Source organism: Pseudomonas sp. LY-1 (assembly GCF_053502595.1).
The window spans coordinates 2,192,502-2,205,472 of the sequence record NZ_CP094353.1 but is presented as its reverse complement, the minus strand read 5'-3'; the positions used below and the strand labels follow the sequence as shown (position 1 = coordinate 2,205,472).

Sequence of the window (12,971 nt, the reverse complement as noted above, 5' to 3'; positions counted from 1 at the left end):
CTTCACGCGCATCGATCCGGCGGCAACGACATCAGTGGAGTGCTGATACTTCGATCATCAACCTGCCGGGGCCTTTGTCCTGCTCTGTCAGCGACCTCAGGTAAGCAAGAAACGACATCACATCGCCAGCTATCGCTGTTATGGGACGCTCACCTCATACCCCGCCCGAACTTTGCATGTCTAAATCATGCAGCCCCACTGGGACGCGACAAATCCGGGTAAGATGCGCGCCTTTGCTCCCCAGATAAGCCGACCATGCCCGCAACTGCCCGCTTCCCTGCCCTGCCCTATTTATTCGCCTTGATCCTCGGCCTGCTTGCGCTGGTCGGGTACTGGTATGGCCTCGGCCGGCCAGTGGTGCTGCCGGACGCGGCCAGCGCCAGCCACAAACTGCAATGCGCCTCCTACACACCGTTCGACAAGGACCAATCACCGTTCGACCAGCCGTTCAAGCTGCGCCCCGAGCGCATGGACGCCGACCTGGCCCTGCTGGCCACCCGCTTCGAATGCATCCGCACCTACTCCATGACCGGCCTGGAGGCCTTGCCGGACCTGGCGCGCAAGCACGGGCTGAAACTGATGATCGGCGCCTGGGTCAACGGCAACCCGGTCGACACCGAAAAAGAAGTCGACGCCTTGATCGCCTCGGCCAACGCCAACGCCGACGTGGTGACTTCGGTGATCGTCGGCAACGAAACCCTGCTGCGCAAGGAAGTCACGGCCGCACAGTTGGTGAAGCTGATCCATAAGGTCAAAAGCCAGATCAAGCAGCCGGTCACGTATGCCGACGTCTGGGAATTCTGGCTGCAACACCCGGAAATTGCCCCGGCGGTGGATTTCCTGACCATCCACTTGCTGCCGTACTGGGAAGACGCCCCCTCGGGAATCGACCAGGCACTCAAGCATGTCGGTGATGTGCGCCAGACCTTCGGCAATAAATTCGCACCCAAGGACGTAATGATCGGCGAGACCGGCTGGCCCAGCGAAGGCCGCCAGCGCGAAACCGCGGTGCCGAGCCGGGTCAATGAGGCCAAGTTCATGCGCGGTTTCGTGGCCATGGCCGAAGCCAATGGCTGGCACTACAACCTGATCGAAGCCTTCGACCAACCGTGGAAGCGTGCCAGTGAAGGCGCTGTCGGCGGTTACTGGGGCTTGTTCGATGCCGATCGCCAGGACAAAGGCATCCTCGCCGGCCCGGTGACCAACGTGCCGTACTGGCCACGGTGGCTGGGAGTCGGTGGACTCATCCTGCTGGGCACCCTGGCGCTCGGCGGGCGGGTGCGCAGCGTGCGCGCCGCCTGGCTGCTGCCGCTGCTCGGGGCCGTCGCCGCCTGTTCCATCGGCACCTGGGCCGAACTGACCCGCGTAACCGCACGCTTCAATGATGAATGGGTGTGGGCGGGGCTGCTGGTCGCGTTGAACCTGCTGGTACTGGCACATGCGGCCCTGGCCTTGAGCAGCCGCGAGGGTTGGCGCGAGCGGGCGTTCAACTGGCTGGAACAGCGCGCGGGCTGGCTGGTGGCAATCGCCGGGTTCGCTGGCGCGGTGATGATGCTGGCGCTGGTGTTTGACCCGCGCTACCGCAGCTTCCCAAGTGCGGCGCTGGTGCTGCCTGCCCTGGTCTATCTGATTCGCCCGGTGACCGGGGCACGTCGGGAAATTGCCCTACTGGCCTTTATCATCGGTGCTGGCATTGCGCCGCAGCTGTTCCGCGAAGGGCTGTTGAACCAGCAGGCATGGGGTTGGGCGCTGGTCAGTGGGTTGATGGTTGTGGCTTTGTGGCGGTGCTTGCGGATGCGCAAGGCTTAAGAGTGCCATCGGGGGCAAGCCCCTCCCACATTTGGAACGCGTTCCCATGTGGAAGGGGCGGTGCGACGATTCGACTTGCCCCCGATTGGCCCTATCAGGCCGCCCGTGGCTTGCGGACCAAGCGCAACCCGGCAATGACCACCGCAAACACCGCAAATGTGGTGTTGTACAACGCCAACGCCGGCAACCCGAACACCAGCCCCAGCACCGCCAACCCCCACCCCGCACGGCCCGGCACGAAAAACGCCAGCACCGACGCGATCAGTGCAGCCCAGCCCATCACCTGGAAGTGAATCATCAAGCCCAGGTTCGAACGCACCTGGCATTCCCAACGGCTGGCTTCATCCGCGCAAATGCCAACCCACCGGCCATCCTCCATGAAGCCGTAACGCGCGGCATAACTGGCGGCCAGCCATAACGGCAAGGCAATGAGCAGTAGGGTCAGCGGCAAGCGGCGGGACATGGAACACTCCGATAGGCAAAAACGGCGCTCAGCTTAATCCCCCGGTGGCCGTTAGCAAGATGTGTACGCAGATAAGTGTCCATCAATACGCGGCAAAGTGTATCTTCTGCCTACTATTACCCCGACTCCGACGTTTTTTATCCGACTTTTCGTGCCGATGGCTGGCACTTCGGTGGCAACGCGGTGGTCATAGCCTGCGAACTTCATTCAGCACGTTTCCTCTTAGGGATTAAGTCATGCTCCGTTCCTTGCGCTGCGCTGCCTTGCTGGGCAGCCTTTTTTTGAGTGCGTCAGCACTGGCCGTCGACATCGACCAGGCCAGCTATGGCTTCCCTTTGACCAACCCGTTCGAAGCGACCATCGCCACCACGCCGCCTGACCTTCGGCCCAGCTTGCCGAGCGACGACGAAATCAACCAGTCCGACTACACCCTGAACATGCGTCCCGAGCGCGAGTTCAGCCTGCCCGACAACTTCTGGGCAGTGAAGAAACTCACCTACCGCATCGCCAAGCAAGACCGCGCCGCGCCGCTGATCTTCCTGATCTCGGGCACCGGTGCGCGGTTCGACAGCAGCATCAACGAATACCTGAAAAAACTGTACTACCAGGCCGGCTACCACGTCGTGCAACTGTCATCGCCGACCAGCTTCGACTTCATGAGCGCCGCCTCGCGCTTCGCCACGCCGGGTATCACCCAGGAAGACGCCAAAGACATGTACCGCGTGATGCAAGCAGTGCGCGCGCAGAACGCCTCACTGCCGGTCACCGACTTTTACCTCAGCGGCTACAGCCTCGGTGCGCTGGATGCGGCCTTTGTCAGCAAGCTCGACGAAACCCGCCGCAGCTTCAACTTCAAGAAAGTGCTGCTGCTCAACCCGCCGGTCAACCTGTACACCTCGATCACCAACCTCGACAAGCTGGTGCAGACCGAGGTCAAGGGCATCAACAACACCACGACCTTTTATGAACTGGTGTTGAACAAGCTGACCCGCTACTTCCAGCAAAAGGGCTACATCGACCTTAACGACGCCCTGCTCTACGACTTCCAGAACTCCAAGCAACACCTGACCAACGAACAGATGGCCATGCTGATCGGCACCACGTTCCGTTTTTCGGCGGCCGACATCGCGTTCACCTCAGACCTGATCAACCGCCGCGGCCTGATCATCCCGCCGAAGTACCCGATCACCGAAGGCACCAGCCTCACGCCGTTCCTCAAGCGCGCGCTGCAATGTGACTTCGATTGCTACCTCACCGAACAGGTCATCCCGATGTGGCGCGCCCGTTCCGATGGCGGCAGCCTGTTGCAATTGGTCGATCAGGTCAGCCTGTACGCCCTCAAGGACTACCTGCACACCAGCCCGAAAATCGCCGTCATGCATAACGCCGACGACTTGATCCTCGGCCCGGGCGACCTCGGCTTCCTGCGTCAAACCTTCGGCGATCGCTTGACTGTCTACCCGCTGGGCGGCCATTGCGGCAACCTCAACTACCGCGTCAACGCCGACGCCATGCTGGAGTTTTTCCGTGGCTAAATATCTTCTGCTGCTTGCCGCCCTGATGTGCGCAAGCGTGGCCAATGCCGACAACAGCAAGGCTCACGCGCCCACCGTCGTGGGTGCCGACGGCTTCAAGGAGCCGCTGAGCAAGCTCAAGTTCAACCCGGGCCTGGACCAGCGCGAATTCGAACGCTCGTCACTGACCGCCCTCAACGTGTACGACCCGCTGGAATCGTGGAACCGTCGCGTTTACCACTTCAACTACCGCTTCGACCAATGGGTGTTCCTGCCGGTGGTCGACGGTTACCGCTACGTCACGCCGAGCTTCCTGCGTACCGGCGTAAGCAATTTCTTCAACAACCTGGGCGATGTGCCCAACCTGTTGAACAGCCTGTTGCAACTCAAGGGTCACCGCTCCCTGGAAACCACCGGGCGCCTGCTGCTCAACACCACCATCGGCGTCGCCGGGCTGTGGGACCCGGCTACCGCCATGGGCCTGCCGCGCCAGAGCGAAGACTTCGGCCAGACCCTGGGTTTCTATGGCGTGCCTGGCGGCGCCTATCTGGTGCTGCCGATCCTGGGCCCATCGAACCTGCGCGATACCAGCGGCCTGGTGGTCGACTACAGCGCCGAATCGCAGATCAACTTCCTGAACGTCTCCGAAGTCAGCTCCAACCATCCGGAGATCTGGGCCCTGCGCGTGGTCGACAAGCGTTACCAGACCAGCTTCCGCTACGGTCAGTTGAACTCGCCGTTCGAGTACGAAAAGGTGCGCTACATCTATACGGAATCGCGCAAGTTGCAGATTGCCGAATAAGCGCGGCGCGCGGTAAAAAAGCCATTCGACGCGCTCGAATGGCTTTTTTGCCTGCTCGATACCAGCCGCCTACCCCAGCACCTGCGCCAGAAACGCTTGCGCGCGAGGTGTGCGTGGCGCAGTGAAAAACGCCTCCGGCGGCTGGTCTTCGATGATCCGCCCGCCATCGAGAAACAGCACACGCCCGGCGACTTGCCGGGCAAAGCCCATTTCGTGGGTGACGCAGAGCAAGGTCATGCCACTTTCGGCGAGCATGACCATCACGTCCAGCACCTCGCCGACAGCCTCCGGGTCCAGTGCCGACGTCGGCTCATCGAACAGCATGATTTTCGGGGTCATGCACAATGCCCTGGCTATCGCGACCCGCTGCTGTTGGCCGCCCGACAATTGCGCCGGGTATTTTTTCCAGTGTTGATCGATCCCGACTTTTTTCAGCAGCGCCATCGCCTGGTCCTGCGCGCTGTCGCGGGGCATGCCGCGCACGGACATCGGCGCCAGCATGCAGTTTTGTAAGACGGTCAGGTGCGGAAACAGGTTGAAGCCCTGAAACACCATGCCGACCTCACGCAAGGCCACGCGGCAGAGCGTCGGCGAAGCGCTCAAGTCGGCGCCCAGCACCTGGATTCGGCCCTGCTGCGCCGGTTCCAGACGATTGAGGCAACGGATCAACGTGGACTTGCCGGAGCCCGAGGTGCCGCACAGCACAATCCGCTCGCCCTGCACCACGCGCAGGTCGATACCGTGCAGCACCTGGTATGGGCCGTACCATTTACTCAGCCCTTCGACGTCGATCACCACCGGCGCAGGCGCGCAGATCGACCGCTCAAACTCCCCTGATGACCCCATGTATCCACCCTTCCTTATCATTCGTCAGTTGGCCGCATGTGGCGGGTGAGTCGACGATTGATCCGGTTCACCGCTCGCCGGACACACTCGACCACCAGCAGGTAGACCAGCGCCACCCACACATACACCTGGAAATCAAAAGTGCGTGAGAACGCCAACTTGGCCACACCCATCAAATCCAGCAAGGTCACCAGCGACACAATCGCGCTGGCCTTGATGATCAAAATCAGTTCATTGCCCAGTGGCCCCACCGTCACGATGAGCACCTGCGGCAAGGTCACCTTGAAAAACGTGGTGGTGCGGCTCAACCCCAACACCGTCGCGGCTTCATAGTGGGCACGGGGCACGGAGAGCAACCCGCCGCGAAAGATCTCGGCCTGATAGGCCGCCGTATTCAAGGTGAACGCCAGCACAGCGCAAAACCACGGGTCGCCGAACCAGCCCCACAGGCCAAGGTCGCGCCAGAAACCGTGGAAGGAACCCAAGCCGTAATAGATCAGGAACAACTGCGCCAACAACGGAGAGCCCCTGAAAAAGTAGAGATAGGCCCTGCACCCGTACTGCAATAAACGCCAGCGTGAAGTCCTGCCCAACGCCAACAGCACGCCAAGCACCATCCCGGCGCTGCTGGATATCGCCACCAATTGCAGGGTCAGCAACAAGCCATCGAACAACTGCGCACCGTAGCGCTGAAGCAGTTCAAGCCCGAGCCACTCGGCAAAACGCTCGCCCCCCATCATGAGGCACGCTCCCGGCCCTGGCCGTAGTGCTTTTCAAGCTGCGCGATGCAAAACCCCGACATCGACGACAGCAGCAGGTACAGGCCACACGCCGCCAGATAAAACAGCATCGGTTCCTTGGTGGCGTTCACCGCCAGGCTGGTCTGGCGCATCAGGTCCACCAGGGAAATGGTCGACACCAACGCCGTGTCCTTGAGCAGGCTCAACCAGTTGTTCGAAAGCCCCGGCAAGGCGATCCTCATCACCTGCGGCAGCACCACCTTGAAAAACGTGTGCCTGCGGCTCAAGCCCAGTGCCTGGGCGCCTTCGTACTGGCCGCGCGCCACGGTCTTCAATGCCCCCAGCCATACCTCGCTGGAAAAGGCCGCCAGCACCAGGCTGAACGCGATCACCGCCGCCACGAACGCGTTGATGCCAAACTCGGCCGAACCGCCCCAATACGCCTGGAACTTCTGCAGCGCGATCTGGATGCCGTAATACACGATCAATAACGTCAGCAACTCCGGCAGGCCACGAAAACAGGTGGAGAACAGCGCAGCCATCGCCCTCACCGTGGTGTTTGCCGATCTGCTGCACAGCGCCACCAACAACCCCAATGGCAACCCCAGCGGCACACACGCCAATGCCAGCGCCATCGTGACCCCTGCGCCCGCCAGCAGCGCGCCGCCCCACCCACCGGCGCCCAACGACAACAACCCTAATGACTCGAACATGGAAGACGCCCCCGCGCTTAATCATCCTCAAGGCCATGGGCCAACTTGAGCTGTCGATAGGTGCCGTCGGCGATCACGTCCGCGATGGCCTGGTTCAGCCTGGCGCGCAACGCCTCATCGGCCTTGCGCACGGCAATACCGGCGTCGCTTTGCGTACCGGGGATAGCCAGCACCCGGCAACACTGCGGGGCGGTGCTCTTCAACCACTCCTGCATCGGCGCGCTGTCGTTGACCACCGCATCCAGGCGGCCGTTGAGCAGGTCGCTGTTGGCCTCGTCCTGGCCGACGTACAACTTGACCCGCGCCCCATTGGCGCCATAGACATCCTGGTTGTAGATACCCTGGGTGGACGACGACTGAGCGCCGACCGTCTTGCCGGACAACGTGGCCGGCGCAGCGTCCTGAATGTCGCTGCCCCTGGGCACTGCCAGGACCATGCGCGTGCGGTTGTAGGGCTGGGTGAAGCTGACGGTCTTCTGGCGCTCTTCGGTGATGGCCATCGAGGCGATGATCGCGTCGTACTTTTTCGCAAGCAGGCCCGGGATGATGCCTTCCCAGTCCTGGGCAACAATCGTGCATTCGACGCCGAGCCTGGCGCACAGGGCGTTCGCCATATCGACGTCAAAACCACGCAGTTGGTTATTCGAGTCCACATAGTTGAAAGGCGGATAAGCACCCTCGGTGGCGAAACGCAGCGGCTGCGCATGGGCCACCGACAACAGCCCGAGGGTGATCGTTACGGCATAGAGCGTCTGTTTGACCTGTTTCATGAAGGCACCTACCGAATTATTTTTATTCTGCGTAGTGCCTGAGGCCTGGCTAACCCGAAGGAACACGGGTGATTGACGCAGGCTCAGTCACTGACCCAGCGGACACTACGCCAACCTAAACAATTCGTCTATATTTTACAGATAGTCTATTTCCGAGTTTTTTGTAGGCCAAAACCAGGATGCACGATCGACCCCAAGAGTGTCGCGGGCACATTGTTGAGGCTCGCGGATGGCCGGTGCTACCATGCGCAACCGCCTGTCATGGCAAGGAACCCTCTGGTTTATGAGCAGCATTCGCGAGCGCAACAAAGAAAAGATCCTGCGGGCGGCGAGCGAGGAGTTTGCCGACAAGGGCTTCGCCGCGACCAAAACCAGCGACATCGCCGCCAAGGCCGGGCTGCCCAAGCCCAACGTCTACTACTACTTCAAGTCCAAGGACAACCTCTACCGCGAAGTGCTCGAGAGCATCATCGAGCCGATCCTGGCAGCCTCGACGCCGTTCAACCCGGAGGGTGAGCCTGCGGCGGTACTGAGCAACTACATCCGCTCGAAAATCCGCATCTCCCGCGACCTGCCCTTCGCCTCCAAGGTGTTCGCCAGCGAAATCATGCACGGCGCCCCGCACCTGAGCGCCGAACAGGTCGAGCAACTCAACGCCCAGGCCAAGCACAATATCCAGTGCATCCAGCATTGGGTGGACCGTGGGTTGATTGCGCCGATCGATCCCAATCACTTGATGTTCAGCATCTGGGCCGCGACCCAGACGTATGCGGATTTTGATTGGCAGATTTCGGCGGTGACCGGCAAGGCCAAATTGGATGAAGCGGATTACGAGGCGGCGGCGCAGACGATTATTCGGTTGGTGCTCAAAGGCTGTGCGCCGGACTGAGATACCGAGGCGCCTGTGGCAATCGGGAGCAAGCTCCCTCCCACATTTGACGGTATTCACAAATAGAAATGTGTGAACACAGTCAAAGGTGGGAGGGAGCTTGCTCCCGATAAGGCCCTGACAGTCATCCAAAAATCAGGCTGACACCCCCGCATCCGCCCACAAACCCAGCGCTTCAATCGCCGTGATCGCACACTGCTCATCAATATCCGATGTGTCCCCGCTGATCCCGATCGCCCCCAGCACCAGCCCTTCCTGATCCCGAATCAACACCCCGCCCGGCGCCGGCACCACGCTGCCCTGCCCCAAGCTGTTCAATGCGGCGATAAACGCCGGGCGTTGCTGCGCATCCAGCGCGAGCAAGCGTGAGCCTTTGCCCAGGGCAATCGCACCCCAGGCCTTGCCAATGGCGATCTGCGGGCGCAGCAGGCTGGCGCCGTCGTCCCGTTGCAGGGTGATCAGGTGACCGCCGCCGTCCAGCACGGCAATGGTCAGCGGTGCCGAGGCAATGGCGCGGCCTGCGGCGAGGGCCTGGCCGGCCAGGTTGACTGCGACTTTCAAGGTTAAAGCGCTCATGGGTGCCGTCCTTATCTTGTTATGGGAAAGCCGTGGGCTCTGTTGGAACAGATACCGGATGCGACAAATAGAACACAATAGAGTTATTTTTTGTATACAATATTTTCGCGAAAACCTACCAAATGTCGAAAAAATGCCCTGCAAAGACCTTCCGACGAACGCAAAGGCTACTGAATAAAATGCATTGACCTGTGGCGCTCGCCGTGAATACACTTCGACCAAACACCACTTGTATACAATTACAAAACGCAAGAGGCACCAAAACAATGAGCAAAATGAGAGCAATCGAAGCCGCCGTTCTGGTGATGCGTCGTGAAGGGGTAGACACCGCCTTCGGTATCCCAGGCGCCGCGATCAACCCGCTGTATTCGGCCTTGCAGAAGGTCGGTGGCATCGATCACGTCCTTGCTCGCCATGTTGAAGGCGCCTCGCACATGGCCGAGGGCTACACCCGCACCAAGGCCGGCAATATCGGCGTGTGCATCGGCACATCGGGCCCGGCGGGCACCGACATGGTCACCGGCCTGTACAGCGCCTCGGCCGACTCGATTCCGATCCTGTGCATCACCGGCCAGGCCCCCCGGGCGCGGATGCACAAGGAAGATTTCCAGGCCGTGGACATCACCAGCATCGTCAAGCCGGTGACCAAGTGGGCGACCACGGTCCTCGAACCCGGCCAGGTGCCGTATGCGTTCCAGAAGGCCTTTTATGAAATGCGCTCCGGCCGCCCTGGCCCGGTGCTGATCGACCTGCCGTTCGACGTGCAGATGGCCGAGATCGAATTCGACATCGACGCCTACCAGCCGCTGCCCCTGGCCAAACCGCTGGCCACGCGCATCCAGGTGGAAAAAGCCCTGGCCCTGCTCGACCAGGCCGAACGCCCGCTGCTGGTGAGCGGTGGCGGCGTGATCAATGCCGATGCCAGCGACCTGCTGGTGGAGTTCGCCGAGTTGACCGGCATCCCGGTGATCCCGACCTTGATGGGCTGGGGCACCATCCCCGACGATCACCCGCAGATGGTAGGCATGGTCGGCCTGCAAACGTCGCACCGTTATGGCAACGCGACGCTGCTGAAAGCCGACGTGGTGCTCGGCATCGGCAACCGCTGGGCCAACCGCCACACCGGTTCAGTGGAGGTGTACACCGAGGGGCGCACGTTCATTCACGTCGACATTGAACCGACGCAAATCGGCCGCGTATTCACCCCGGACCTCGGCATCGTTTCCGACGCCGGGGCCGCACTGACGATGTTCATCGAAGTCGCCCGCGAGTGGAAAGCCGCAGGCAAACTCAAGGACCGCAGCGCCTGGCTGCATGACTGCCAGCAGCGCAAGGCCACCCTGCAGCGCAAGACCCACTTCGACAACGTGCCGGTCAAGCCGCAACGGGTGTACGAAGAGATGAACCAGGTGTTCGGCAAAGACACCTGCTACGTCAGCACCATCGGCCTGTCGCAGATTGCCGGCGCGCAATTCCTGCATGTCTACAAGCCGCGTCACTGGATCAACTGCGGCCAGGCCGGCCCGTTGGGCTGGACCATCCCGGCGGCGCTCGGCGTGGTCAAGGCCGACCCGAGCCGCAAGGTGGTGGCGCTGTCCGGCGACTATGACTTCCAATTCATGATCGAAGAACTGGCCGTGGGCGCGCAGTTCAAGCTGCCGTATATCCACGTAGTGGTGAACAACTCCTACCTGGGGCTGATCCGCCAGGCCCAGCGCGGGTTCGAAATGGACTACTGCGTGCAGTTGTCTTTCGACAACCTCAACGCCCCGGAACTCAATGGCTATGGCGTCGACCACGTCGCAGTCGCCGAAGGCCTGGGGTGCAAGGCCCTGCGCGTGTTCGAGCCCGGCCAGATCCAGCCGGCACTGCGCCGCGCCCAGGAAATGCTCGAAGAATTCAAGGTTCCGGTGATCGTTGAGATTATTCTGGAGCGCGTGACCAATATTTCCATGGGCACCGAGATCAACGCCGTCAACGAATTCGAAGATCTGGCCCTGGTCGGCAACGATGCGCCGACCGCCATTTCCCTGCTCGATTAAGGAGAACCCTATGCCGCGCTTTGCCGCCAACCTGTCCATGCTGTTCACCGAACAGGCGTTTCTCGCTCGCTTCAAAGCAGCCGCCGATGCGGGCTTTGCAGGCGTCGAATACCTGTTCCCCTACGAATTCAGCTCTGCCGAAATCAAGGCGCAGTTGGATGCCAATGGCTTGACCCAGGTGCTGTTCAACCTGCCGGCCGGCGATTGGGCCAAGGGCGAACGGGGCCTGGCGTGCCACCCGGATCGGGTCGAGGAATTCCGCGCCGGGGTCGACCTGGCCATCGCTTACGCCCAGGTGCTGGGCAACACCCAGGTCAACTGCCTGGCGGGCATCCGGCCGCAGGGCGTGGACGATGCCATCGTAGAAAAGACCTTTGTCGCCAACCTCAAATACGCCGCCGACACCCTGCAAGCGGCGGGTATCAAGCTGGTGATGGAAGCGATCAACACCCGCGACATCCCTGGGTTCTACCTGAACAACACCGCGCAGGCTCTGGCGATTCGCGAACAGGTGGGCAGCGCCAATCTGTTCCTGCAATACGACATCTACCACATGCAAATCATGGAAGGCGATCTGGCCCGCACCCTGGCTGCGCACCTGGGTGAGATCAACCACATCCAACTGGCGGATAACCCGGGTCGCAACGAGCCCGGGACCGGGGAGATCAACTATCGGTTCCTGTTCGAGCATTTGGACCGTATCGGTTATCAGGGTTGGGTCGGCTGTGAATACAAGCCGTTGACCACCACCGAAGCGGGTTTGGGTTGGCTCAAGACCCATAACGCCCTCTGACAGGCACAACACGCAACCAACCTGTGGGAGCAAGCCCCCTCCCACATTTGGACCCCATGTGTTTGGCAGACCGCGCTCTATCGAATAAAAAGAGGATTTCTTCATGGCTAAAATCGGATTCATCGGCACCGGCATCATGGGCCAACCCATGGCCGCCAACCTGCAAAAAGCCGGTCACCAACTGTTCTTGTCCGAGCATCACGGCAAGGCGCCAGCCGAGTTGATCGCCGCCGGCGCCATCGCGCTGGCCACCCCGCAGCACGTCGCCCAGGAAGCCGAATTCATCATCGTCATGGTGCCCGACACCCCGCAGGTCGATGACGTGCTGTTCCGCGCCGATGGCGTGGCCGCCGGTCTGTCGCCGAACAAAGTGGTGATCGACATGAGCTCGATCTCCCCCACCGCCACCAAGGCCTTTGCCGCCAGGATCAACCAGACCGGCGCGCAGTACCTCGATGCGCCGGTGTCCGGCGGTGAAGTCGGAGCCAAGGCCGGCACCTTGAGCATCATGGTCGGCGGTGAGCCGCAGACCTTCGAGCGTGCCTTGCCGCTGTTCCAGAGCATGGGCAAGAACATCACTCTGGTCGGCGGCAACGGCGACGGCCAGACAGCCAAAGTGGCGAATCAGATTATCGTCGCGCTGAACATCCAGGCGGTGGCCGAAGCGCTGCTGTTCGCCGCGAAAAACGGCGCCGACCCGGCCAAGGTGCGTGAAGCGCTGATGGGCGGCTTCGCCTCGTCGAAGATCCTTGAAGTACACGGCGAACGCATGATCAAGGGCACCTTCGATCCGGGCTTTCGCATCAACCTGCACCAGAAGGACCTCAACCTGGCGCTGGCCGGGGCCAAGGAGCTGGGGATCAACCTGCCGAACACCGCTGGCACCCAACAGGTGTTCAGCACCTGCACCGCGATCGGGGGCGGCAACTGGGACCACTCGGCGTTGATCAAGGGCTTGGAGCATATGGCGAACTTCTCGATTCGCGACAAATAACCCACACCGCTGCCCTTTTT

General features: G+C 61.3%; 13 protein-coding genes. 7 read left to right on the top strand and 6 right to left on the bottom strand.

All coding sequences use genetic code 11. The features are described 5' to 3' along the window. The first annotated feature begins 255 nt into the window (after positions 1-255). Positions 256-1,809, top strand: coding sequence for a glycoside hydrolase family 17 protein (locus MOQ67_RS10140; RefSeq protein ID WP_198717319.1), 1,554 nt, complete (start codon positions 256-258; stop codon positions 1,807-1,809). 94 nt (positions 1,810-1,903) lie between these two features. Here MOQ67_RS10140 and MOQ67_RS10135 read toward each other — a convergent pair whose 3' ends face one another. Continuing rightward, positions 1,904-2,272, bottom strand: a complete 369-nt coding sequence (locus MOQ67_RS10135; protein WP_017846757.1) for a hypothetical protein — start codon at positions 2,270-2,272, stop codon at positions 1,904-1,906. Between the two features lie 236 nt (positions 2,273-2,508). Between MOQ67_RS10135 and MOQ67_RS10130 the strand changes: the two genes are divergently transcribed. After that, positions 2,509-3,807 carry a serine protein kinase PrkA gene (locus MOQ67_RS10130; protein ID WP_017846756.1) on the top strand — a complete coding sequence of 433 codons (1,299 nt, stop codon included), beginning with the start codon at positions 2,509-2,511 and terminating at the stop codon, positions 3,805-3,807. Continuing rightward, complete coding sequence (locus tag MOQ67_RS10125) at positions 3,800-4,588, top strand: MlaA family lipoprotein (RefSeq protein WP_046384201.1); 789 nt, start codon at positions 3,800-3,802, stop codon at positions 4,586-4,588. The genes MOQ67_RS10130 and MOQ67_RS10125 overlap by 8 nt, the downstream gene beginning before the upstream one ends. 69 nt (positions 4,589-4,657) lie before the next feature. Here MOQ67_RS10125 and MOQ67_RS10120 read toward each other — a convergent pair whose 3' ends face one another. Genes MOQ67_RS10120 through MOQ67_RS10105 form a run of 4 tightly spaced genes read right to left on the bottom strand, consistent with a single transcriptional unit; the run spans position 4,658 to position 7,657 of the window. Beyond that, on the bottom strand, positions 4,658-5,434 hold the full coding sequence (locus MOQ67_RS10120; protein WP_232925423.1) for an amino acid ABC transporter ATP-binding protein: 777 nt from the start codon (positions 5,432-5,434) through the stop codon (positions 4,658-4,660). Between the two features lie 17 nt (positions 5,435-5,451). Next, a complete protein-coding gene (locus tag MOQ67_RS10115; RefSeq protein WP_017849463.1) occupies positions 5,452-6,174 on the bottom strand; it encodes an ABC transporter permease in 723 nt (240 codons plus the stop codon). After that, positions 6,171-6,887 (bottom strand): ABC transporter permease, encoded by a 717-nt coding sequence (locus MOQ67_RS10110; RefSeq protein WP_057003708.1) that lies wholly within the window; start codon positions 6,885-6,887, stop codon positions 6,171-6,173. Before MOQ67_RS10110 ends, MOQ67_RS10115 begins: the two co-directional genes overlap by 4 nt. Positions 6,888-6,904: 17 nt before the next feature. Then, complete coding sequence (locus MOQ67_RS10105) at positions 6,905-7,657, bottom strand: transporter substrate-binding domain-containing protein (protein WP_198717318.1); 753 nt, start codon at positions 7,655-7,657, stop codon at positions 6,905-6,907. A gap of 283 nt (positions 7,658-7,940) precedes the next feature. On the opposite strand from MOQ67_RS10105, the gene MOQ67_RS10100 reads away from it, so the two are divergent. After that, positions 7,941-8,546 (top strand): TetR/AcrR family transcriptional regulator, encoded by a 606-nt coding sequence (locus MOQ67_RS10100; RefSeq protein ID WP_017849460.1) that lies wholly within the window; start codon positions 7,941-7,943, stop codon positions 8,544-8,546. 135 nt (positions 8,547-8,681) lie between these two features. On the opposite strand, the gene MOQ67_RS10095 is transcribed toward MOQ67_RS10100, so the two are convergent. Further along, a complete protein-coding gene (locus tag MOQ67_RS10095; protein WP_057003710.1) occupies positions 8,682-9,122 on the bottom strand; it encodes a GlcG/HbpS family heme-binding protein in 441 nt (146 codons plus the stop codon). Positions 9,123-9,388: 266 nt separating this feature from the next. Between MOQ67_RS10095 and gcl the strand changes: the two genes are divergently transcribed. The 3 genes from gcl (at position 9,389) to MOQ67_RS10080 (ending at position 12,951) form a co-directional block, all read left to right on the top strand. Further along, a complete protein-coding gene (gene gcl / locus MOQ67_RS10090; RefSeq protein WP_017849458.1) occupies positions 9,389-11,164 on the top strand; it encodes a glyoxylate carboligase in 1,776 nt (591 codons plus the stop codon). A 10-nt stretch (positions 11,165-11,174) separates the two neighbouring features. After that, entirely contained in the window at positions 11,175-11,957 is a 783-nt protein-coding gene (gene hyi / locus MOQ67_RS10085) for a hydroxypyruvate isomerase (RefSeq protein WP_017849457.1), read from the top strand. A 103-nt stretch (positions 11,958-12,060) separates the two neighbouring features. Continuing rightward, positions 12,061-12,951: a 2-hydroxy-3-oxopropionate reductase gene (locus MOQ67_RS10080; protein WP_046486391.1), complete on the top strand. Its 891-nt coding sequence runs from the start codon at positions 12,061-12,063 to the stop codon at positions 12,949-12,951. Positions 12,952-12,971 lie beyond the last annotated feature (20 nt).